18 protein-coding genes are annotated in these 22,578 nt (G+C 60.0%); 5 read left to right on the forward strand and 13 right to left on the reverse strand.

Going from position 1 to position 22,578, the window contains the following annotated elements; translation table 11 throughout:
• Positions 1-25 precede the first annotated feature (25 nt).
• The 5 genes from glgB to AC0L2C_RS01040 form a co-directional block, all read right to left on the reverse strand.
• Positions 26-2,239: a 1,4-alpha-glucan branching protein GlgB gene (gene glgB / locus AC0L2C_RS01020; RefSeq protein ID WP_473522492.1), complete on the reverse strand. Its 2,214-nt coding sequence runs from the start codon at positions 2,237-2,239 to the stop codon at positions 26-28.
• Between the two features lie 51 nt (positions 2,240-2,290).
• Positions 2,291-4,753 (reverse strand): glycogen/starch/alpha-glucan phosphorylase, encoded by a 2,463-nt coding sequence (locus AC0L2C_RS01025; RefSeq protein WP_128167622.1) that lies wholly within the window; start codon positions 4,751-4,753, stop codon positions 2,291-2,293.
• 186 nt (positions 4,754-4,939) lie between these two features.
• Positions 4,940-5,722, reverse strand: a complete 783-nt coding sequence (locus AC0L2C_RS01030; protein ID WP_023802796.1) for an ATP-binding cassette domain-containing protein — start codon at positions 5,720-5,722, stop codon at positions 4,940-4,942.
• Between the two features lie 2 nt (positions 5,723-5,724).
• On the reverse strand, positions 5,725-6,789 hold the full coding sequence (locus AC0L2C_RS01035; protein ID WP_287071173.1) for an ABC transporter permease: 1,065 nt from the start codon (positions 6,787-6,789) through the stop codon (positions 5,725-5,727).
• A gap of 158 nt (positions 6,790-6,947) precedes the next feature.
• Positions 6,948-7,925 (reverse strand): sugar ABC transporter substrate-binding protein, encoded by a 978-nt coding sequence (locus AC0L2C_RS01040; RefSeq protein ID WP_236388945.1) that lies wholly within the window; start codon positions 7,923-7,925, stop codon positions 6,948-6,950.
• Positions 7,926-8,192: 267 nt separating this feature from the next.
• On the opposite strand from AC0L2C_RS01040, the gene AC0L2C_RS01045 reads away from it, so the two are divergent.
• The 4 genes from AC0L2C_RS01045 to AC0L2C_RS01060 all read left to right on the forward strand — a co-directional run bounded on the left by AC0L2C_RS01045 (position 8,193) and on the right by AC0L2C_RS01060 (position 12,185).
• Positions 8,193-9,419 carry an ROK family transcriptional regulator gene (locus tag AC0L2C_RS01045; protein WP_287244942.1) on the forward strand — a complete coding sequence of 409 codons (1,227 nt, stop codon included), beginning with the start codon at positions 8,193-8,195 and terminating at the stop codon, positions 9,417-9,419.
• Entirely contained in the window at positions 9,420-9,866 is a 447-nt protein-coding gene (locus AC0L2C_RS01050) for an RbsD/FucU family protein (protein WP_473522493.1), read from the forward strand.
• A complete protein-coding gene (locus tag AC0L2C_RS01055) occupies positions 9,863-10,786 on the forward strand; it encodes a carbohydrate kinase family protein (protein ID WP_473522494.1) in 924 nt (307 codons plus the stop codon). Before AC0L2C_RS01050 ends, AC0L2C_RS01055 begins: the two co-directional genes overlap by 4 nt.
• A 256-nt stretch (positions 10,787-11,042) precedes the next feature.
• Positions 11,043-12,185: a DegT/DnrJ/EryC1/StrS family aminotransferase gene (locus AC0L2C_RS01060; RefSeq protein WP_473522495.1), complete on the forward strand. Its 1,143-nt coding sequence runs from the start codon at positions 11,043-11,045 to the stop codon at positions 12,183-12,185.
• 28 nt (positions 12,186-12,213) lie between these two features.
• On the opposite strand, the gene cysQ is transcribed toward AC0L2C_RS01060, so the two are convergent.
• From cysQ to AC0L2C_RS01095, 7 genes are all read right to left on the reverse strand, one after another.
• Positions 12,214-12,999 (reverse strand): 3'(2'),5'-bisphosphate nucleotidase CysQ, encoded by a 786-nt coding sequence (gene cysQ / locus AC0L2C_RS01065; RefSeq protein ID WP_473522604.1) that lies wholly within the window; start codon positions 12,997-12,999, stop codon positions 12,214-12,216.
• A 10-nt stretch (positions 13,000-13,009) separates the two neighbouring features.
• Entirely contained in the window at positions 13,010-14,947 is a 1,938-nt protein-coding gene (cysN, locus tag AC0L2C_RS01070) for a sulfate adenylyltransferase subunit CysN (protein WP_473522496.1), read from the reverse strand.
• Positions 14,948-14,949: 2 nt separating this feature from the next.
• The gene (cysD, locus tag AC0L2C_RS01075; protein WP_287061411.1) at positions 14,950-15,855 is read right to left on the reverse strand and encodes a sulfate adenylyltransferase subunit CysD; all 906 of its coding nucleotides are present in this window, start codon (positions 15,853-15,855) and stop codon (positions 14,950-14,952) included.
• Positions 15,856-16,091: 236 nt separating this feature from the next.
• Complete coding sequence (locus AC0L2C_RS01080; RefSeq protein ID WP_473522497.1) at positions 16,092-17,405, reverse strand: O-antigen ligase family protein; 1,314 nt, start codon at positions 17,403-17,405, stop codon at positions 16,092-16,094.
• The gene (locus AC0L2C_RS01085; protein WP_473522498.1) at positions 17,402-18,661 is read right to left on the reverse strand and encodes a tetratricopeptide repeat protein; all 1,260 of its coding nucleotides are present in this window, start codon (positions 18,659-18,661) and stop codon (positions 17,402-17,404) included. Before AC0L2C_RS01085 ends, AC0L2C_RS01080 begins: the two co-directional genes overlap by 4 nt.
• On the reverse strand, positions 18,549-20,921 hold the full coding sequence (locus AC0L2C_RS01090) for a GumC family protein (protein ID WP_473522499.1): 2,373 nt from the start codon (positions 20,919-20,921) through the stop codon (positions 18,549-18,551). The genes AC0L2C_RS01085 and AC0L2C_RS01090 overlap by 113 nt, the downstream gene beginning before the upstream one ends.
• A 51-nt stretch (positions 20,922-20,972) precedes the next feature.
• The gene (locus AC0L2C_RS01095) at positions 20,973-21,530 is read right to left on the reverse strand and encodes a polysaccharide biosynthesis/export family protein (protein ID WP_287179705.1); all 558 of its coding nucleotides are present in this window, start codon (positions 21,528-21,530) and stop codon (positions 20,973-20,975) included.
• 10 nt (positions 21,531-21,540) lie between these two features.
• Here AC0L2C_RS01095 and AC0L2C_RS01100 point away from each other — a divergent pair, with 10 nt between their 5' ends.
• Positions 21,541-21,735: a hypothetical protein gene (locus AC0L2C_RS01100; protein ID WP_287172774.1), complete on the forward strand. Its 195-nt coding sequence runs from the start codon at positions 21,541-21,543 to the stop codon at positions 21,733-21,735.
• Positions 21,736-21,760: 25 nt separating this feature from the next.
• Here AC0L2C_RS01100 and AC0L2C_RS01105 read toward each other — a convergent pair whose 3' ends face one another.
• On the reverse strand, positions 21,761-22,570 hold the full coding sequence (locus AC0L2C_RS01105) for a tyrosine-protein phosphatase (protein WP_473522500.1): 810 nt from the start codon (positions 22,568-22,570) through the stop codon (positions 21,761-21,763).
• Positions 22,571-22,578 lie beyond the last annotated feature (8 nt).

Raw genomic sequence — 22,578 nt, forward strand, 5'->3', positions numbered from 1 at the left:
CAAGTTACGCGCTGCGAGACATGGCCTAGTCCGGAGCAAATTCGAGCATGATCGTCGACAGCGGCGGCAACAGCACCGTCGCCGAGATGCCTCCTGCTTCCTTCCGAGCCTCGACGGCACCGTCATTGCCCTTGCCGGAACCGCCATAGTCGGAGGCGTCCGTGTTGATGATCTCGCGCCATCTTCCAGCCATTGGCAACGGCACGCGGTAATTGTCGCGCGGCACCGGCGTAAAATTGGAGATGACGGCGACCGGGGCTCCGCCCGGTGCGCTGCGCAGCCACGCAAAGACCGAGTTGGCGCTGTCGTCGACGATCAGCCAGGAAAAGCCCTCCGGCTCGCAATCGCGCGCATGCAACGCCGGGCGTGAGCGGTAGAGATAGTTGAGATCGCGTACCGTCTGCCAGACGCCGCGGTGGGCCTGGAAATCGAGCAGGTTCCAGTCGAGTGCGCGCGCCTCGCTCCACTCGCGGCGCTGGGCGAATTCCTGCCCCATGAACAACAGCTTCTTGCCGGGGTAGCCCCACATAAAGGCGTAGTAGGCGCGCAGCGTCGCGAATTTCTGCCAGTCGTCGCCGGCCATCTTGCCAAGCAGCGTCCCCTTGCCGTGCACGACCTCGTCATGGGAGAGCGGCAGCACGAAATTCTCTGAGAAGGCGTAGACCAGACCGAAGGTGATGTCGCCGTGGTGATGCTTGCGAAAAATCGGCTCCTTGGAGAAATACTCCAGCGTGTCGTGCATGAACCCCATGTTCCACTTGAAGCCGAAACCCAGCCCGCCCTCATGCACCGGCTGCGAGACTTTTGGCCATGAGGTCGATTCCTCGGCGATCGTCATCACACCCGGATGCTGGCCGTAGACTTCCTTGTTCATCCTCTGGAGGAAACTGACCGCCTCGAGGTTTTCGCGCCCGCCTTTTTCGTTGGGAATCCATTCGCCGGCCTTGCGCGAATAGTCGAGGTAGAGCATCGAGGCGACGGCATCGACGCGCAAACCGTCGACATGGTATTTCTCGGCCCAAAACAGTGCGTTGTTGACCAGGAACGAGACCACCTCGCGCCGGCCGAAATTGTAGATCGCGGTGTTCCAGTCGGGATGGAAGCCCTTGCGCGGGTCGGCATGCTCATAGAGAGCGGTGCCGTCGAAATTGGCCAGGCCATGCGCGTCCACCGGAAAATGCGCCGGCACCCAGTCCAGGATGACGCCGATGCCGGCGCGGTGGGCGCCGTCGACGAACCGGGCAAAACCCTCCGGATCGCCGAAGCGGGCCGACGGCGCGTAGAGGCCCGTCGTCTGGTAGCCCCAGGACGGGTCATAGGGATGTTCGGAGATCGGCATGAATTCGATATGGGTGAAACCCGTGTCGACGACATACGGGATCAGCCGGTTGGCAAGCTCGTCCCATGACAGGAAGCTGCCGTCGTCGTGAAGCTGCCACGAGCCGGCGTGGACCTCGTAGATCGACACCGCCTCGCGCCTGGGATCGGCGTTGCGCCAGAAATTGCGGTGCGCTTCGTCACCCCATTGATGCGCCGGCGGAAGCGCCGTCACCGAAGCGGTGGCCGGGCGCAGTTCGGACTTGAAAGCGAACGGATCGGCCTTCAGCGGCAGCCTCACGCCATCGGGCCCGATGATCTCGTATTTGTATGGCCGTCCGGCGCCGATGTCGGGGATGAACAACTCCCAGATACCGGTGTCGCGGCGGACGCGCATCGTATGCCTGCGGCCGTCCCATTCGTTGAAGTCGCCGACCACCGAAACGCGCCTTGCATTGGGCGCCCAGACGGCGAAATGCACGCCGGATGCACCCTCGTGATCGATGAGATGCGCCCCGAGCTTGTCGAACAGCCTGAGGTGCGAACCTTCGGCGATGTAATAGTCGTCCAGCGGACCCAGTACCGGACCGAACGAATAGGGATCGGTCAGCCACCAGTCACCGCCGGCATTGCGCGCGTGATAGCGCAGCGGCTGACGCTTTCTGAGCGACAGGTTGCCCTCGAAGAAGCCGCCTTCGTCGCGCCTGGAGAGTTCGCCGGCGTTCTTGCCGGTCAGCGTATAGGCAGTGACGAACTCGGCATGAGGGACGAAGCAGCGGGCGACAAAGCCCTTGTCGACCTCATGCACACCGAGGACAGCGAAAGGATCACCATGCGTGCCGGCGACAATTGCCGCGACATCGCCGGCTGACGCCAGTCCATCCGGCCCGCTTGTCGCAGCGGTCGCGCGCGGCTTCCTCATCAGGCAGTGACCCTCCCCGGACCACGTTGTTCGTGGCCTCATGCAATCATATCAGACGGGCACGTTCCAGATTTCTTTCGCATATTGGCGGATCGTGCGATCGGACGAGAACCAGCCGACGCGGGCGACATTGCGGATTGCCTTGGCGTACCAATCCGGGCTGTCGCGCCAGACGGCGTCGACATCGCGCTGGGTTGACGCGTAGGCATCGAAATCCGCAGCGACCATGAACCAGTCGCTCTGATAGAGGCCGTTCATCAGGTCGCGATAGCGTTCCGGATCGTCAGGCGAAAAGACGCCCGTCGAAACGGCGGCCACGGCCTGCGCCAGTTCGGGAGAGGCTTCGATCACCGTTCGCGGATCGTAGCCGTTGCTGCGCCGCTCGGCGACCTCTTCGGTGGTCAGGCCGAAAATGAAGATGTTGTCGTCGCCGACGCATTCCTTGATCTCGACATTGGCGCCGTCGAGCGTGCCGATGGTCAGCGCACCGTTCAGCGCGAACTTCATGTTGCCGGTGCCGGAGGCTTCCATCCCGGCGGTCGATATCTGCTCCGAAAGATCGGCGGCCGGCATCATGATCTCGGCCAGGCTGACATTGTAGTTCGGCACGAACACCACTTTGAGCAAGCCGCGAACGGCCGGGTCGCGGTTGATGACTTTGGCGACGTCGTTGGCGAGCTTGATGATCAGCTTGGCATTGTGATAGCTGGGCGCCGCCTTGCCGCCGAAGAACTTGACGCGCGGCATCCAGTTGCGCTCGGGATGGGAGCGGATCTGGTCGTAGAGCGCGACTGTTTCGAGGATGTTCAGGAGCTGGCGCTTGTATTCGTGGATGCGCTTGATCTGGATGTCGAACAACGCCGAGGGATCAATCCTGATGCCGAGGCGGTCGGCGACGAGATTGGCAAGCTTGGCCTTGTTCGCCCGCTTGACTGCGGCGAACTTGTCGCGGAAGGCGGCGTCGTCAGCAAAGGCATCGAGCTCCTTGATCGCGTCTATATCGTCGAGGAAGCGGTCGCCGATCGCTTCGCGGGTAAGCGCGGTGAGACCGGGATTGCACTGGATCAGCCAGCGCCGCGGCGTGATGCCGTTGGTCTTGTTGTTGATGCGGTCGGGGTAGAGCCGGTGGAGCTCGGCAAACACCGTTTCCTTCATCAGCTCGGTGTGAAGGGCAGAGACGCCGTTGATCGAGTGCGAGCCGACAAAGGCCAGATTGCCCATGCGCACCCGGCGCTCGCCGTTTTCCTGTATCAGCGAGATCTGGCTGATCTGCTCGTCAGAAAACTGCTCGGAGGCGCGCGCCTCCAGCAGCACTTCGGCGTTGATGGCGTAGACGATCTGCATGTGGCGCGGCAACAGCCGCTCGAACAGCGGCACCGGCCAGCTTTCGAGCGCTTCGGGGAGCAGCGTATGATTGGTATAGCCGAAGGTCCGCTTGGTGATGCTCCAGGCCTGGTCGAAATCCATGCCGTGGACATCCATCAACAGGCGCAGCAGCTCGGCCACCGCAATGGCCGGATGGGTATCGTTCAGATGGATCGCCGCTTTGTCGGGCAGCGACTGCAGGTCGCCATACTGGCTGAGATGACGCTGAATGATGTCCTGCAACGATGCGGTAGAAAAGAAATACTCTTGCCTGAGCCGCAGCTCCTGACCGGCCTTGTGGGAATCAGCAGGGTAAAGGACGCGCGACAAGGCATCGGCCTTGTTGCTTTCGGCGAGCGCACCGATGTGATCGCCGGCGTTGAACTTGTCGAGCAGTATCGGATCGATCGGCATGCCGGACCAGAGCCGCAGCGTGTTGACGCGGTTGGCCCGCCAGCCAACCACCGGCGTATCGTAGGCAACCGCCAGAACGTGTTCGATCGGTTTCCAGACGTGGCGCTCAAGCCTGCCGTCCTTCGAGGTGATCGAATCCACCGAGCCGCCGAAGCCGACCTCGAAGGCGCGTTCGCGCCGCTCGAACTCCCAGGGGTTGCCGTGATCGAGCCAGGTCTCGGGCAGCTCAACCTGCCAGCCGTCATGGATTTCCTGACGAAACATGCCGTTGGCGTAGCGAATGCCATAGCCATGCGCGGGGATGCCGACGGTTGCCATGCTTTCCATGAAGCAGGCGGCGAGCCGGCCGAGACCACCATTGCCAAGCGCTGCATCTGGTTCAAGGGCGGCGATGAGGTCAAGGTCGACGCCGAGAGACCGCAGCGCTTCGCGCATATTGTCCATCAGCCCGAGATTGGAGAAGGCGTCGCGCATCAGGCGACCGATGAGGAATTCCAGGGAGAGGTAATAGACGCGCTTTTCCTGATGGGCGTAGGCCTCTTGCGTCGCCTGCATCCAATGATCGACGATATGGTCGCGCACGACCTTGATCGAGGCGGTGAGCCAGTCATATTGCGTCGCGACGCTGGTCCCCTTGCCGAGCCTGTATTTGAGGGCCTTCAAGACTTCCTCGGCAAGCGCCTTGGGATCGGAGTTTTCGAGAATGGGAGCTTCGGTCGTTATCGCGTGCGTCATGCTGCCTCTTGTGCGGTTGCCAAGATCATACCGGCTTTCACCATTCCTCCCAGCCCATGCTAGCTCATATTGTTAAGCGTTCAATCGAGTTAGATTGCCGCGGGGAAGCTTACCCTGCGGCAGTTTAGCAGCTTGAAGTGCGTCGCGTTTGGGCCTCGCGAGGCACCTTGCTTTGGGCGACATGCATCAGGCCGCCAGTGCCGCCTCCGGCGGAAGCTTCGCTCCGGTCATGAAGGCGACGGCGTCAGACATCGTATATTGCTTGGGATCGATGACACAGAGGCGACGGCCCAGCCGATGGATGTGAATGCGGTCGGCCACCTCGAAGACATGCGGCATGTTGTGGGAGATCAGCACGATCGGCAGGCCGCGCTTCTTCACGTCGAGGATCAGTTCGAGCACGCGGCGGCTCTCCTTGACGCCTAACGCCGCCGTCGGCTCATCCATGATGACCATCTTCGAGCCGAAGGCGGCGGCGCGCGCCACCGCCACGCCCTGGCGTTGGCCGCCCGAGAGCGTTTCCACGGCCTGGCTGATGTTCTGGATGGTCATCAGGCCAAGTTCGGTGAGCTTGTCGCGGGCGCGCTTTTCCATTGCCGGGCGGTCGAGCATGCGCAGCCAGTCGCCCAGAAAACCCGGTTTGCGGATCTCGCGACCGAGGAACATGTTGTCGGCGATCGACAGCGCCGGCGACAGCGCCAGGTTCTGGTAGACGGTTTCGATGCCGGCTTCGCGGGCTTCGATGGGCGACTTGAAGAGCACCTGCTTGCCGTCCAACTCGATGATCCCCTCGTCCGGGACAACGGCGCCCGAGATCGCCTTGATCAGCGTCGACTTGCCGGCTCCATTGTCGCCGATCACGGCCAGGATCTCTCCCGGATAGAGATCGAAGTCGCAGCTGTTCAGTGCGGTGACGCGGCCGTAGCGCTTGACGAGGCCGCGCGCGGTGAGGATGGGCTCCTGGGTCATGGTTACACCGAAACCTTTCTGATCCACTGGTCGATCGCCACGGCGCCGATGATCAGCACACCGGTGAGCAGCACTTTCCATTGCGGATCGGCGCCCAGCATGTTGAGGCCCATCGAAACGACGCCGACGATCATCGCGCCGAACAGCGTGCCCAGAATAGAGCCGCGCCCGCCGAAGAGGGAAATGCCGCCGATCACCGTCGCGGTGATCGCCTGCAAATTGTAGTCGGTGACGGCAGCGGACGGCGAGATCGAGCCGTTGCGGCCGATGGAGACCCAGGCAGCGAAAGCGGCGATCAGCCCGGCAAGCGTGTAGACCGAGATCAGCACCTTCTTGGTCTGGATGCCCGACAGCTTCGCCGCCTCCGGATCGTCGCCGACGGCGTAGACATGACGGCCCCATGCCGTGTGATTGAGCACGTACCACAAGAACAGCACCAGCACGACCATGGCAATGACGCCGAACGTCAGCACCGCCGTGCCGACCTTGAAGTTCAGGCCAAACAGATGCAACAGCGGCGCTTGGACGTCGACGTCGGCGTCACGGATCGTCTCATTGGCCGAATAGATGAAGTTCGTGGCCATGACGATGTTCCAGGTGCCGAGCGTGACGATGAAGGGCGGCAGCTTCATGTAGGCGACCAGCACCCCGTTGAGCAGCCCGCAGGCCGCGCCGGCGGCAAGCCCGATCACCACGGCAAGCAAGGTCGGCAGGCCGTAGGTGACCGCGCAATTGCCCATGATCACGGCCGAAATCACCATGATCACGCCGATTGACAGGTCGATGCCGGCTGTCAGGATGACCAGCGTCTGCGCGGCTCCGAGAATACCGACGATGGCGATCTGCTGCAGGATCAGCGTCAGCGTATAGGACGAAAAGAACCGCCCTCCGATCGTGGCGCCGAAGACAGCGATCGACAAGACCAGCACGATCAGCGGCACCGCAGCCGGAGTGGAATGCAGGAAATGCTGGATGCGCTTGACGAGCGACGTGCCGTGCTCGTCAAAAGCAGCAACGCTTGTCTCGCTGTTCGCGAGAGCCTTTTCGAATTCCTGAACCTGAGACATGTTTCCTCCCATGAGGTTTCAGCCACGCGCCGAAGCCCTTCCAACCGTTCCCGATCTGCCGCCGGAATTGTTCGCGCTTGCGATTTCCGCATCGTCCACCCGAAGCGGCCGGGGATCAAGCCCCTGGCCGCTTCGGTCTGTCGCCTGTCAGACCGGCATCAGCCCCAGCACTTGGCGAGGCCTTCCTTGGTGTCGATGGACTTCACGCCCTCCGCGGGCTTGTCGGTCACGAGGTTGACGCCGGTGTCGAAGAAATCCTTGCCTTCCGTCGGCTTGGGCTTGGTCCCGTCCTTGGCGTAAGCGGCGATCGCTTCGATGCCGAGTGCCGCCATCTGCAGCGGATATTGCTGTGAGGTCGCACCGATCACGCCCTCGGCGACCGACTTCACGCCGGGGCAGCCGCCATCGACCGACACGATCAGCACATTGCCTTCGAGGCCCACGGCCTTGAGCGCCTGGTAGGCGCCGACGGCTGCCGGCTCGTTGATGGTGTGGATGACGTTGATGCCGGGGTCCTTCTGGAGGAGGTTCTCCATCGCCTTGCGGCCGCCTTCCTCGTTGCCGTTGGTGACGTCGTGGCCGACGATACGCGGATCATCCTCATCGCCGATCTTGTTGGGGTCCTTCACGTCGATACCGTAGCCCATCATGAAGCCCTGATCGCGCAAAACGTCGACCGTCGGCTGCGAGGGCGTCAGGTCGAGGAAGCCGATCCTGGCATCCTTCGCCTTGTCGCCGAGCGTCGCTGCGGCCCAGGCACCGATCAGCTTGCCGGCCTCCAGATTGTCGGTCGCAAAGGTCGCGTCGGCGGCGTCGAGCGGATCAAGCGGCGTGTCGAGCGCGATCACGAGCAGACCGGCGTCACGTGCCTTCTTCACCGCCGGGACGATGCCCTTGGTGTCCGACGCGGTGATCAGGATGCCCTTGGCGCCGTCGGCGATGCAGCTTTCGATCGCCGCCACCTGGCTTTCGCTGTCGCCGTCGATCTTGCCGGCATAGGCTTTGAGTTCGACGCCGAGTTCCTTGGCCTTGGCGCTCGCGCCTTCCTTCATCTTGACGAAGAACGGGTTGGTGTCGGTCTTGGTGATCAGGCAGGCGCCGACATCGGCGGCGGACGCAGCCGAGGTGAACGCCATCAGGCCCAGTCCGGCCGCGGCAAAAACGGTGGATCTTAGCAGTGCTGTCTTGGTCACGATATTCCTCCCAGTGGAACCAGTTCGGATGCCGGCCAACCGGCATCGCATGAGCATCCAGCAACTTCTCCCGGCGTGGACGCTTGCCCCAAGAGAATACCAGACTAAGGTTCCTGTCAATAATTAAATCACTCTTATTTATTATTGACAGCGTGGCGTCGGTCACTCATTCTGGCCAAAAGCATTAGGGAAACGACGGGAGGAGAAGGGGTGGAGACCGGCATACCAAGGCACGGTTCGCCCGAGGCAGCCAAAAGCCGCATTCACCGCGGCACCAACCAGAGCGGCATGCGGGACCACAATGAGCGGCTGGTGCTGTCGCTGGTGCGTCAGCACGGCAGCCTGGCGAAGTCCGACATTGCGCGCATGACCGGACTTTCGGCCCAAACCGTTTCGGTCATCATGCGCGAGCTCGAGGAGGACAACCTTCTTGTCCGCCAGGCGCCGCTGCGCGGCAAGATCGGCCAACCTTCCATTCCGATGGCGCTCAATCCCGATGGCGCCTATTTCATCGGCCTGAAGATCGGCCGCCGCAGCGCCGAACTCGTGCTGATCGATTTTCTCGGCAATGTGCGCTCGATGCTGCAGCATTCCTACCGCTATCCGGCACCGCGCGAGACGGTCGGGTTCGTCACCTCCGGCATGAAGACGATGCGCGGCGAACTCACCCCGGCGCAGGACAAGCGCATTGCCGGACTTGGCATCGCCATGCCGTTCGAATTGTGGAGCTGGGCCGATACGGCAGGTGCGCCGCGCGACGTCATGGACGAATGGCGCCACCGAGACATCCGCGCCGACATCCAGGCACAGTGCGAATTCCCGGTCTACCTGCAAAATGACGCCACCTCTGCCTGCGGCGCCGAACTGGTGTTCGGCAAAGCGGGCACGGCACGCGACTTCGTCTATTTCTATATCGGTGCCTTCGCCGGCGGCGGCATCGTGCTGAACGGTCACCTTTTCGGCGGACCGACCGGCAATGCCGGCGCGCTGGGTTCGATGCCGGTGCCTGGACCGGATGGCAAGCCGACCCAATTGATCGGCGTGGCGTCGATCGCCATGCTGGAAAAGGCACTCAACGCGCGCGGCGTCGAAGCCTCACATCTGTGGACGTCACCGGAGGATTGGGGCGAAATCGGTGTCGAGCTCGACGATTGGATCGCCTGCGCCTCGCAGGCGCTCGCCTATGCCATCGTGGCGGCGTCATCGGTTATCGATTTCGAGGCGGCGGTGATCGACGGATGGATGCCGAAGGCCGTGCGGCGCCGGCTCGTCGATGCCGTTATCGATGCTATCGGCAAGATCGACGGTGAAGGGCTGAAGCTTCCGGCCGTGCGCGAGGGGACTGTCGGCATTCATGCACGTGCCCTGGGCGGTGCCAGCCTGCCGCTTTCCGAGCGCTTCCTCATCGGTTCGACCACGATTTCCAGGAGCACCTGAATGCTGATCGGAATCCCGGCCCTGCTCGGCCCGGAGCTTCTGGCGATGATGCGTGCCATGGGCCATGGCGACGAGATCGCCCTTGTCGACGGAAACTACCCGGCGAAGGAACAGGCACACCGGCTCATCCGCGCCGACGGTCATCATCTTGCTCCGATGCTCGACGCCATCCTCAGCGTATTGCCTGTCGATGACGCAGTGCCAGAGGCGCTGTTTCGCGCCTCGGTCAAAGGTGATCCCCTGCTTGCCGATCCCGTTCATCACGAGATGGAGGCGATCTGCGCCAGGCGTGCTCCGGGCCGCAAGGTGGTTGCGCTTGCCGGCGCCGACTTCTATCAACGGGTCAGATCCGCACACGCGATCGTCGCGACAAGCGAGCCGCGGCTCTACGCCAACATCATCATCCGCAAGGGTGTGATCTATCCGCCGGAGACCAGGAAATCATGATCCTCTGTTGCGGCGAAGCCCTGATCGACATGCTGCCACGCACCACGACTGAGGGCGAGCCGGCCTTTGCCCCTTATGTCGGCGGCGCGGTCTTCAACACGGCAATAGCGCTTGGCCGGCTGGGAGCGCCCGCCGGTTTCTTTTCAGGCCTGTCGACGGATCTGTTCGGCAGCCAGTTCAAGGACGCGCTGAGGGCAAGCCAAGTCAGTTTCACCTATGCGCACACATCGCCCCGGCCGACCACGCTCGCCTTCGTGCGGCTGGACAACGGCCAGGCGACCTACACGTTCTACGACGAAAACACAGCCGGGCGGATGCTGACCATCGACGATCTGCCGAAACTCGGCAGCGAGATTGAAGCCATGCTGTTCGGCGCAATCAGCCTGATCTCGGAGCCGGCCGGATCCGCCTATGAGGAATTCATGCGGCGCGAGCACAGCCATCGCGTCATGATGCTCGACCCCAACATCCGGCCGAATTTCATAGCGGACAAGGCCAGGCATCTCAGACGCATCCGCTCGATGATGGCCATGGCCGACATTGTGAAACTGTCGGACGAGGACCTCAACTGGTTCGGCGAAGCCGGCTCGCACGAGGACGTCGTCCGCAACTGGCTGGAGCGCGGTCCGACGCTGATCGTCGTCACCCATGGCAGCGAAGGCGCCATCGGCTACACCAGGGATCACAAGGTCACGGTCGTGCCGGACAAGGTCGAGGTGGTCGATACGGTCGGCGCCGGCGACACGTTCAACGCCGGCATCCTGGCCTCGCTGCACGAGCAAGGCCTGCTGTCGAAGGAGGCGATCGCCAATCTGTCGGACGACGCCATCCACAAGGCGCTGGCGCTTGGCGCCAAGGCTGCGGCGGTAACCGTGTCGCGGGCCGGCGCCAATCCGCCCTGGCGGCATGAAATCGCCTGATTGGACGGCGATGCGCTGAGGATGCGCTAACATCGATCACTTTATGTTTCGCCCAGCCGAGCGCGTGCGACACGAAGGCCGTGTCGTGCGCAACAAAGCCCCGGATTTTCCGGCGTCTGATAGGGACCTGTCGGACTGAGAGGTAACAGGCTGCGACATTTGAGCAATTCGTCGATTGGTCCGTGCAGCTTTCTCGGCCGCGCCAAGTCTGATACCAGCGGCCGGTTATCTGGCTAGTCCCCGTTCTGAGGCCGACATGCAGTTCATCGATCTAGGCGCGCAGCGCGAACGAATCCGCGACAGGCTGAAAGCCGCCATCGACCGCGTCGTCGACGAGGGTCGCTACATTCTCGGACCTGAGGTCACCGAATTCGAAAACAAGCTCGCTGCCTATGTCGGCACCAAGCATGTCGTAGCCTGCGCCAACGGGACCGACGCACTGCTGCTGCCGCTGTTTGCGGCCGGCATCGGTCCAGGTGACGCGGTGTTCGTGCCGAGCTTCACCTTCGCCGCCACGGCGGAAGTGGTGGCGCTGGCCAAGGCCGAGCCGGTTTTCGTCGATGTCGATCCGCAGACCTACAATATCGACATCGCCAGCCTCGAAGCCGCCATCGCCATGATCAAGGCGGAAGGCCGGCTGAAGCCAAGAGCGATCATCCCCGTCGACCTGTTCGGGCTCGCCGCCGATTACGAGGCGATCATGGCCATCGCCAACCGCGAAGGGCTGATGGTGATCGAAGATGCCGCCCAGGCGATCGGCGGCTCGAGCGACGGCAAGATGCTGGGTTCGTTCGGCGCGGTCGGCTCGACCAGCTTCTACCCGGCAAAACCGCTCGGCTGCTATGGCGACGGCGGCGCGATGTTCACCAATGACGATGCGCTGGCCGAGCAACTTCGCTCGTTCGCCTTCCACGGCAAGGGCGAAACCCAATATGACAATGTCCGCGTCGGCATCAATTCGCGGCTCGACACTCTGCAGGCGGCGATCCTGATCGAGAAGCTGGCCATTCTTGAAGACGAGATGGTTGCCCGGCAAGCGGTCGCCAAACGGTATGCCAAAGGCCTCGGCGATATCGTCAAGGCGGCGCGCAACCTGGACGGCGGCCGTTCGGCCTGGGCGCAATATGCCATCGAGACGCCGAAGCGCGACGGGCTGAAGGCGCATCTCGGCGAAAAAGGCATCCCGTCGGTGATCTATTATGTGAAGCCGCTGCACAGCCAGATCGCCTACCGCGACCATCCGCGCACGCCGACAGGTCTTGCCGTTTCTGAGGAGCTGCCGAAGCGTATCCTGTGCCTGCCCATGCATCCCTATCTGAGCGAGGCCGACCAGGACCGGATCATCGAGACCATTCGGAACTATATCGGCTCGAATTCGGCGCAAATCGCCGCCGCGTAGGCGCGCGATCTCCCCCTTGAGGGGGAGATTACTGGCCCGCGCTCTTCCCGCTGGCGATGAAATGCGGATTGGCAAAATCCACGTCATCGCTCTGGTTGCGCTTGCCGTAGGCCAGCGGCTGACCATCGAGCGAGCGCGTCATCCCGCCTGCGGCGCGCAGCACCGCGTCACCCGCCGCGGTGTCCCATTCCATGGTGCGGCCGAAGCGCGGATAGACGTCGGCCTCGGCGCTGGCGACAAGACAGAATTTCAGCGACGAGCCGACCGAGACGATCTCGGCAGCGCCCACCGTGCGGATATAGGCTTCGGTCTCGGGCGTGTTGTGGGACCGGCTGGCGACGACGGTCAGTGGCGCCACGCCCGTTCTGGCCGAAATCGGCCGACGGCCAATGATCTGGTAATCGCCATTGATATCGATTGCTTCCGCCCTGCCCGGCCGGCCGGAAAAGAAGCGTCCGGTGCATGGCGCAAAGACCACACCGATCTCCGGCACGCCGTGGCGAACGAGCGCGATGTTGACGGTGAAGTCGGTCCTGCGGTTGACGAATTCCTTGGTGCCGTCGAGTGGGTCCACCAGGAAGAAGGCGTCGTCGAGGTCCGGCGGCACGATGCCGGCCGATGCCTCTTCCTCAGCCACGCAAGGGATATCGGCGAAGGCGGCGCGCAGCCCGGCGAGAATGATCTTTTCGCTCTCGCGATCGGCTTCGGTCACTGGCGAGTTGTCTGATTTCTGGTCGACCGCGCAGCCGGCATCAAAAACACGCATCACCTCTCGCCCCGCCGCCAGGGCAAGGCGCTCGAACACCCCGAGCATCGCTTTGTCGTCAGATACCGCCGCCGCTATCGTATTGGTTTTCGGCAATGTCGCGCTCGTTCAGCCAGAGTTCCAGGGCCTCTACCATCTCCTCGGCAGACTTGCCGAGTGTCTTGAGATGGATTTCGGGATTTTCCGGGGCTTCATACGGTGAATCGACGCCGGTGAAATTCTTGATTTCGCCATTCAATGCCCGCGCATAGAGACCCTTCGGATCGCGTCTGGCGCATTCCTCAAAAGGTGTGTCGACAAACACCTCGACGAATTCACCGTTGGCCATCAACTCCCTGGCCATGCGCCTTTCGGCGCTGAATGGCGAAATGAAGGAAACAATGACGATCAGCCCGGCATCGGCCATCAGGCGCGCCACTTCGGCCACGCGGCGAATGTTTTCGACGCGATCGGCGTCGGTGAAGCCAAGATCGCGATTGAGCCCGTGGCGGACATTATCGCCGTCCAGGATGTAGGTGTGGCGGCCGGTGGCGAACAGCTTCTTCTCGAAAAGGTTGGCGATGGTCGACTTGCCCGACCCCGAGAGCCCGGTGAACCAGAACACGGCAGGCCGCTGGTTCTTCAGATCGGCGCGGCCGTGCTTGCCGACATCGAGCGATTGCCAGTGGATGTTTTCGGCGCGGCGCAGCGAATGCAGGATCATGCCGGCGCCGACCGTGGCGTTGGTGATGCGGTCGATCAGGATGAAGGCGCCGGTCGTGCGGTTCTCGGCGAACGTATCGAAGGCAATCGGCGCCCGCGTCGAGATGTTGCAAATGCCGACCTCGTTCATTTCTAGCGACTTGGCCGCCTCATGGGCAAAATCGTTGACGTTGACGCGGTATTTCAGGTCGGTGACGGTAGCGCTGGTCTGATCGGTCTCGGTCCGCAGGATATAGGAGCGGCCCGGCAGCAGCGCGTGCTCGTCGAACCAGACGATGTTGGCGGCGAACTGGTCGGCGACCTGCGGCCGCGCCGCCGGCGACACCAGCATGTTGCCGCGCGAGACCTCGACCTCGTCGTCGAGAACAAGGGTGATGGCCTGGCCGGCGACCGCCTGGCTCAGATCGCCGCCATGCGAGACGATGCGCCTGACATGAGCGGACTTGCCGGATTTGGCGACAACGACCTCGTCGCCTGGTGAGACGGAGCCGGACGCAATCGTGCCGGCAAAACCGCGAAAATCGAGATTGGGGCGGTTCACATACTGCACCGGAAAACGGAACGGCAGTTCGACAACGGCTTCATCGACTGACACGGCTTCCAGATGTTCGATCAGCGTCGGGCCGGAATACCACGTCGTCTTATCCGAGCGGCTGGTGACGTTGTCGCCGTAACGGGCAGACATCGGGATGGGCACGATCGTCTCGAAGCCAAGCTTGTGCGAAAATTGCCGATAGTCCTCGATGATTCGTTCGAACACCGTCTTGTCGAAGCCGACGAGGTCGATCTTGTTGACGGCGAGCACAATGTGCCGGATGCCGAGCAGCGAGGCGATGATCGAGTGGCGCCTTGTCTGGCGCAGCACGCCTTGCCGGGCGTCGATCAGAACGATGGCCAGATCGGCGGTCGACGCGCCCGTCGCCATGTTGCGCGTGTATTGTTCGTGGCCAGGCGTATCGGCAACGATGAATTTACGTTTTGGCGTGGCGAAAAAGCGATAGGCGACATCGATGGTGATGCCCTGCTCGCGCTCGGCCTCGAGGCCATCGACCAGCAGAGCGAAATCGACGTCGTCGCCCGTGGTCCCATGCTTGCGCGAATCACGCTCGAGCGCAGCAAGCTGGTCTTCGAAAATCTGCTTGGTGTCCGAAAGCAGGCGCCCGATCAGCGTCGACTTGCCGTCGTCCACCGAACCGCAGGTCAGGAAGCGCAGCAGCGATTTTTGTTCCTGCACCGCCAGATAATCGCGAATGCCGTCGGTGGGGGCGAGGCTCTCGGCCGTCATGTGGCGCATGCTCAGAAATACCCCTCGCGCTTCTTTTTTTCCATCGAGCCGGCTTCATCACGGTCGATCAGGCGGCCCTGCCGTTCGGAGGTGCGCGCCGTGAGCATTTCGCCGACAATGGCCTCCAGCGTGTCGGCGTCCGATTCGATCGCGCCGGTCAGCGGATAGCAGCCGAGCGTGCGGAACCGCACCAGCCGGTTCTCAACCGTCTCGCCGGGACGCAGTTCCATACGGTCGTCATCCTTCAGAATGAGCATGCCGTCGCGTTCGACGACCGGTCGCTCCTTGGCGAAGTAGAGCGGCACGATCGGGATGTCTTCCTGGAGAATATACTGCCAGATATCGAGTTCGGTCCAGTTCGACAACGGAAACACCCGGATCGATTCACCGGTCGCGATGCGGGTGTTGAATATCTTCCACATCTCCGGCCGCTGGTTCTTCGGATCCCAGACGTGTTGGGCATTGCGAAAAGAGAAGATCCGCTCCTTGGCGCGCGATTTCTCCTCGTCGCGTCGCGCCCCGCCGAAGGCTGCATCGAAGCCGTATTTGTCGAGCGCCTGGCGTAGCGCCACGGTCTTCATCACATGCGTATGGGTGTTGGAGCCATGATCGAAGGGATTGATATTGTCGCGCACACCATCGCCGTTGACATGCACCAGGAGATCGAAGCCGAGCTTTTGCGCCATCTGATCGCGAAAGGCGATCATCTCGCGGAATTTCCAGGTTGTGTCGACGTGGAGAAAGGGAAAGGGCGGCTTGGCCGGATAAAACGCCTTCATCGCAAGATGCATCAGCACGGAGGAATCCTTGCCGACCGAATAGAGCATCACCGGCTTGGCGAAGGTCGCCGCAACCTCGCGAAAGATATGGATGGATTCGGCTTCAAGCCGCTGCAGATGCGTAAGCGCGATGTTCATGGACTTTAAGCGTTCTCTCGTGCCGGCCGGATCTTGCATCGATGCATCAGGCGCAATTTTTCAGCGGCCCGGATCAAGCTTCACTTCTGGTTTTCGTGCAGGCGTTCTAGCAGATCGCCATTATCTATAACAATGCAAGACAGACCTGCGCTGGAGTGGTTCGAGAATGAATTTTCCACGCAGGGACCAGAACCCGGAAATTCCTGCCCAGATCGCAGGGCCGTCGCCAAGAGGCGCTAGGACGGCGTTCCGATGGGAACAAGTAATTTTTCACCGTTGTGGTCGATCTCGATCAATTCACTCTTCTGGCGGGCTGCAAATCCTTTGTGGAAGATAATAGCGTTCATAAAGGCAAACGTCATTGCAAGCGCCTCGGTCCGCAACGGATAATCGACGAGTGAATGAATGAGAAGAAAAAACACGGAGAGAAACGCCGCCTTTTGAAGGGGATCGCGACGAACTCTAGCAAGCGCCATGAAAAGAATCACGAAATAAAGCGCCATCAATAGAACAGCAAGAACTCCGCCTTCGAAAGCGATTTCAAGATACTCGTTGTGAGCATGATTTACATATTGCCTGAAAATCATCCCTTCCTTTTCATATATCTGGTAGGCCTTTTGAAAATTTCCAAACCCAACGCCGGTTGCCCAATTCTCTTTGATCCCCTCAATGGTGGTGCGAGCAATCTCTCCTCGCCCGAAATCCGGGTCAATCGCTTCGGCCTCGATCTTCGTCCATGCGCCTATCGTAAACACTGAAAGTGCTATGAAAACGGCAACGATGCTGAGTCCACTCACCCTGGAACGCGTTGAAAGAAAGACTATGGACAGCACGGTGATCGCTAATCCGATCAGAACGCCGGCACGCGAACCGACAGCCAAAAGGAGCAGCAAAAGCGTGGCCAGCCCGAGCGATCCCGACAAAAGATGTCCTCGGAACAGACCATAATAAACGACGATGGGGATAGACACGAAAAGCAATGCTGCAAAATGATTCTCGTTGGCAAAAAGCCCGGCATTTATCGTGAACGGCAACAATCCCTTTATGGCAATGTCGTCCGAGAGCGAATATTGAATCGCGCCCGCTAAGCCGTTGCAGATAACACCCATAAAAAAGAACGGCAGAAGCGCAGGGACTTGCTCGGCACGCAAACGCAAAACGCTCAAAAAAAACGCCGCCAACGCTACCAGAAACAACAGACATTCGATCGTCCGTCCAACGCCGACACTGACGAAACGAAATTGGGATTCCCCTACAAGCTCGGAGTCTGCGAGCAGCAGTTCCGGTCGCAATCCGCTGAATATCGCCGCAGGCAACGGAATGATCTGCAGAACTGCCAGCGCCACAGCGAAGACAAGCAGCCACAGAACAGAATGGGGGGTCCTTTGGCCAGAGGCCTGTGAAAAGACCGCCGCTGCCGAGACAATTGCCGCAACCTCGATCAGCGTGTCCGTGTAAAGCCCGCTTGCAGTGCCGCCGCCGATCAGCAGCGCTATAAACAGAACCGATCCGAGGAGATATTTATCCCATTCCGATGGCCGGTCGCTCAAGATGAAAGTCTCTCGATGCTCAATTTGTGCATTACCAATGTGCCGACATAGCGAAAGCGCCAGCTCTCGGCAATGGCGGCAGTTTCCAGCTTCAATAATTGCATGGGGCACCCAGTCGGCCCAACCGAAAACTCCTGACTGAGCGCCTGGCGATTGTATGTACCGTCCGGTATATGGAACCGCGCTATTTCGCCAGCAGGCCCCACACACCTGATCGACCAGAACAACTCCTTTGGAAGCTTCAGGTTTCTTGCAGACGCAGCCAGAGAAACCTTGTAGGAGCCAGGAGGCAGTTGGATATACTGCTGAAGCGCTGCGTTCTTGACCGGCGTATTCAGGAAGCGGACCGTCGCCCCCCCCTCACCTTCAACCGCATTTTGAGCCGTTGCAAGCGTAACTTCGAGACCCGACTGATCGCCGACCTGCCAATCAAAAGGTTTGCCGCTGGATAGAGGCTCAAATGCGCTGTTGAAAATGTATCCGCCCAATTTCCGTTCTTGATCGGACAGACTGAAAAGAAACAACCGATACGCTTGTTCATATTTTTTCTGACCAAAATAGCTGTGGATCAGATAGGACACCTCGCTCGAGTTTGGTGGCGCACTTGACCCAGTCAAATCGAGCAGCAACCGATTTGCGAAATCGAGCCCGTCGGGGGTTTTCCCCAGCGTGACCAACAGATTGGACCTCCAGGGCGCCGCGGCCCTGATGGCTGCCAGCACAGCCTGATATCCATCGGGATTCGAGAGGATTGTCGGCAGCCCCTCGGCGATATCAGGAAATTGATCTGGCCATCGCCGCAGCAAAATATCGATCTCGCGGACGGCCCCGGACAGATCGCCTATTTCGATGGAGCGGCCTATTGACCTCTGGAGCGCGAGGATTTCGGTCTTGGATAAATTTCGAGCTTGATCGAAAAACTCATAGGCCTGATCTTTTTCACCCTTCCGGTACTTGATCTCGCCGATCAGGCTGTACAGACGTGCGTCCGCAAGGTCAAAGCGAAGCGCGCTTTCGAGCTTGGCAAGCATGGCCTCGAGATCGGAAGCATTGCTTGTATCGTTCAGGTCGTGAGTAATCTCGCCTATCAAGGCATTGACGTTCAACGGATCCAGCGCGAGGGAAACGGTTGGCGTTTCGGTTTCAAGAAACCGACTTAGCCCGATCGACGAAGCCGCCAACACCAGAACGGATGCGGCGAACCAAACGCCTGAACGCCGGAGATTTTGCATAAGCGGGCTGGTCTGCTCCATCATCGACTTTGCCCTCAAGCTTCGGGGTGCCATAGTCGTAATACTGGTAGTTCATGTATTTGTAGGCGTAGTTGTAATCGAACTTGTTCACTGCAAACTTCGACATCGCGGCTCCGACCACATTCGCGCCGGCGGCCCGCAAGCGCTTCAACGCTGTCTTCGCCGACTTGCGCGTGACCTGGTTGGTAGAAATGACCATCAATGTGCCCTCGGCAAGCCGGCTGAGGATGGGCGCATCTGAAAGGCCGACGACCGGCGGGGCATCGATTATGACAAGGTCGAAGCGCTTGCCGAGATTGGTGATGATCAGCGCCATCTTTGGTGAAGAGAGCAGGTCCGCGGGGTTCGGCGGGATCGTTCCGGAAGTCAGGACGGTCACATTGGGATATTTCGTCGCCCTGAAAATGCTTGCCAGATCCTCCTTGCGGACGGTGTTCGTCAAGAGATTGCTCAGGCCAATCGTGTTGTCGAGCCCAAACAGCCGGTGAAGGTTGGGTTTTCGAAGATCGCCGTCGACAATGAGAACCCTGGCACCGAGCGCGGCAAAATCCTGTCCGAGCTTGAACGAGGTGGTCGACTTGCCCTCGGAGGGTTCCGAACTCGTGACCAGCAACGATCGCGGCGCGCCTTCGGCCCCGGAAAACTGAAGCGATGTTCGAAGCGAACGGTAGGCCTCGGACAGTCCTGATTTTGGGTCGGCGATGCTGGCTATGAGTTCCCGGTCATCGACAAGCGGCAGGATGCCGAGCATCGCCAATCCCAGTTCCTTTTCGATCTGCTCAGGATTGGTGAAGGTGTTGTTCAACAACTCGATGATGTAAATAATTGACGCGCTGAGCGCCAGGAAAAGAGCCAGAGCGACCGCAAGATTGATGGTCAATCGTGGAGAATAAGGGCGATTGGGCAGCGTCGCGAAATCGACGATTGCAGCGCTTTGTGTCTTGAGCTCCGAGCTCACGCCAACCTCGTTCAACTTGGCAATCAAATTGTCATATTGCGAGCGGTTCGAATCAACTTCTCGCTTCAAGATTGTGTATTTAATGTTTTTATCGTTGAAGATGACTTGCTGCATCTCCATCTCGGCAAGTTTTGACTTAAGGTCGGCTTCCTTGTTCTGAGCCTCCTGGTATTTCTGCCGCAGTGAATCGGTTATCGTCAAAACGCCGTTGTTATAAAGCCGCTGCAGTTCCTTGATCTGCGCCTGAAGCTGCTGCATCTCTGGAAAACCGGGCTTCAATATACCCAACTTCTGCTGGTACTGGCTGGTCAAATCCGACAGCTTCTCGGTGATTTTCTGCAGACCTTCGCTCTCCAGAACTGGGCCGAGACTCGATCCGCGGCCCTTGTCTATCTGGTCCACCATCCGTCCGGCATCGAGACGTTCCTGGATTGCTGTCGCGAGCGCGGTGTTGAGAGTCTCGATGTTCGACCCTATCAGCGATTTTTCTTCGCCGGTTATCGTGATGCCCGCATCCTTTGCATAGGCGACGAGTTCCTCTTCGGACTTCTGAAGCTTTTGCTTTACCTGCAAGACCTGTTCCTGGATGAATTGCCGCGCCAGGTCGGACGTTTCGCTGGTTTGATCGAGGCGCTGGTCGATAAAACTTTGCGCAACTTGATTGGCTATATCACTTGCATATTTCGGGCTCTGGTCGACAAACGCAATCGACAGCAGGCTTGTGTTCGTGACCAGAGTGACCGTGAGGTCATTCATAACCCGACCTATCGCAATTTCCTCACGTTCCTCCGGGGTTTTCTCCTCTATGGAAGGCGATTTGGAAATTCCGAACGCACGATAGAAGACGTTGCTAGGCGAGAAATTCGGGGTCGGGAACAGGAAGTCCGGCTTTTCGCTAAGCCCCAGTTGGAACACCACGCGCTGCGCCAAAGCCCGGCTCTTCAGCTTTTCCCGAGCGGTTTGAAAGGCGCGCATGTCGCTGGTTTCAGAAACCACCTCAATGTCCTGAAACACCTTGGCGGAAGGAACCAGCACTTCCAATTGCGTTGTCGCCCGATATTTTGGCGTCTGCATCATGGTTACGACGACGCCAGCAACAAGTCCGCCCGCTACCATCATCAGTATCAGCCACCGATACTGGACAGCGTAAAACAACAGTTTGAGTGGATTGAAGCGCTCGTCCTGCTCGGCGTGATCGCGACCATAGGGGTTATAGTTTTGCGCACCGTCATAATACAGGTCGGCAGACAAGGCTTGGCCATGTCCGGGGCCTGCAATTTGATGCTGTCGATTGCGATCGAGCATTGCGTGACAACCTTGGGTTTGTCTCTGGGCTTAATTTTAACCGGCCGTGATTTACAATCCCGGGACGACCGCAATTCTGGCTGCACTCGAGGCGACGCCGAGGGCGTCCTTGAGGTTGTTCATGGCAATTTTCGATTTCGAGGCGAAGACGACAATCTTGTCGCCACCATAGATGCGTGGGTTGCGGCTCTTGCCGGCGCGAATCTGCTCCACATTGTAATTTGCGACCAGAGTATTTTGGCCGACATTGCGATAGACAAAGACCTTTTTCGCATCGCCAACGGCATTGAACCCTCCGGCAAGGGCGATCGCATCGATGAGAGACGAATTGCTCGATACCGGAAAAATACCAGCCTTGGTGACTTCGCCATCGACGGTAATGCGCTGTCCGATCGATTCCTTGACGAAGACCGACACATCGGGCGACTGCAGATAGTTGGCGCCGTAAGCCGTTTCGATTTCCTGCTCCAGCTGACGGACGGTCTTCCCGGCCGCGGTGACGGTTCCGATAAGTGGAAGCGAAATTTGTCCTCCAGCGTCGACTTGAACGGTTCTGTTCAGATTGTCGACCTGGAACACATTCACCTCCAGCACATCATTGGGCGACAAGGGCTGCTCGTTGCCGTTCTGGCTGTTTTGCGCAGGCAGTTCCTTTACGACCTGCAAGGCGCCGCCGCCGGAGAGCGGCGCCGACGATGACGTCAGTTGCAGCGCATCAACCGATGTCGGCGAAGACGATGATGTCGTCGACGAGGCGCTCGTGCAGGCAGACATCGACAGCGAAGCGAGCAAGGCACATATCGCGCCCGTATGATTTTTTGCGAAATGAAACCCGCCCATTACGCTGCCCCCCCCTTCAACAGGCGACCCAATCCTGCAAAGCGACCGACGTTGCCGGGGCCTGGCTTTTTCGAGCGTGCTCTTCCGACCGGCTCGAGGGGCCGGTTCGCCAATATTTCGCCTGGGCGTTTCAACACCATATTGCGGGCCTCATCTTCCCCACATCGCTTCGCGGCAAGGGCAACCGCCTGCGAAAGCCCAGGGCGCCGGCGGGTGGCGCCGTGGGTGTCCGAAGCGATAATATCTACCCTACCCTCGTCAATCAGCTTTTCCGAATAGTAAAGCGCCGTGCGTCCAAAAACACCAACGATCGAGTCTCCGGTAAGTTGAATCAGGCAACCCACTGCATTCAATTTCTCAACAACGTCGTAGTTTGCCTTGATCCATGTCAGCCGCTCAGGATGGGTAAGAATCGGAACGAACCCGGCGTTTATGAGGCGCAGAGCGAAATCTTCCAGCCTTGGCGGCAAGACGTGATGCGGCGGCTCGAATAGAAAATAACGCGATCTGTTCAAGGTCGGCACGCTACCCAGCGCCAATTGCTCCGGCAGATCCGGCGCTATATGCACGTCGGCGCCAACGTAAAGAGCAAGCGGTATTTCCGCGTGGCGCAGCGCCTGTTCCAACTCTTGAACCGCGCGGGCAATATTTGCCGATCCGTTTTCGTACATGCCTGGCACGATATGCGGCGTACACGCCATATGGGTCGTTCCGTCGGCCACCGCCAGCCGCGCCATTTCAAGCGATTCAGCAAGACTGGGCGAGCCGTCGTCAAGACCAGGCAAGATGTGGGAATGCAGGTCGATCATTGACGTTT

Source organism: Mesorhizobium sp. WSM4845 (assembly GCF_055811455.1).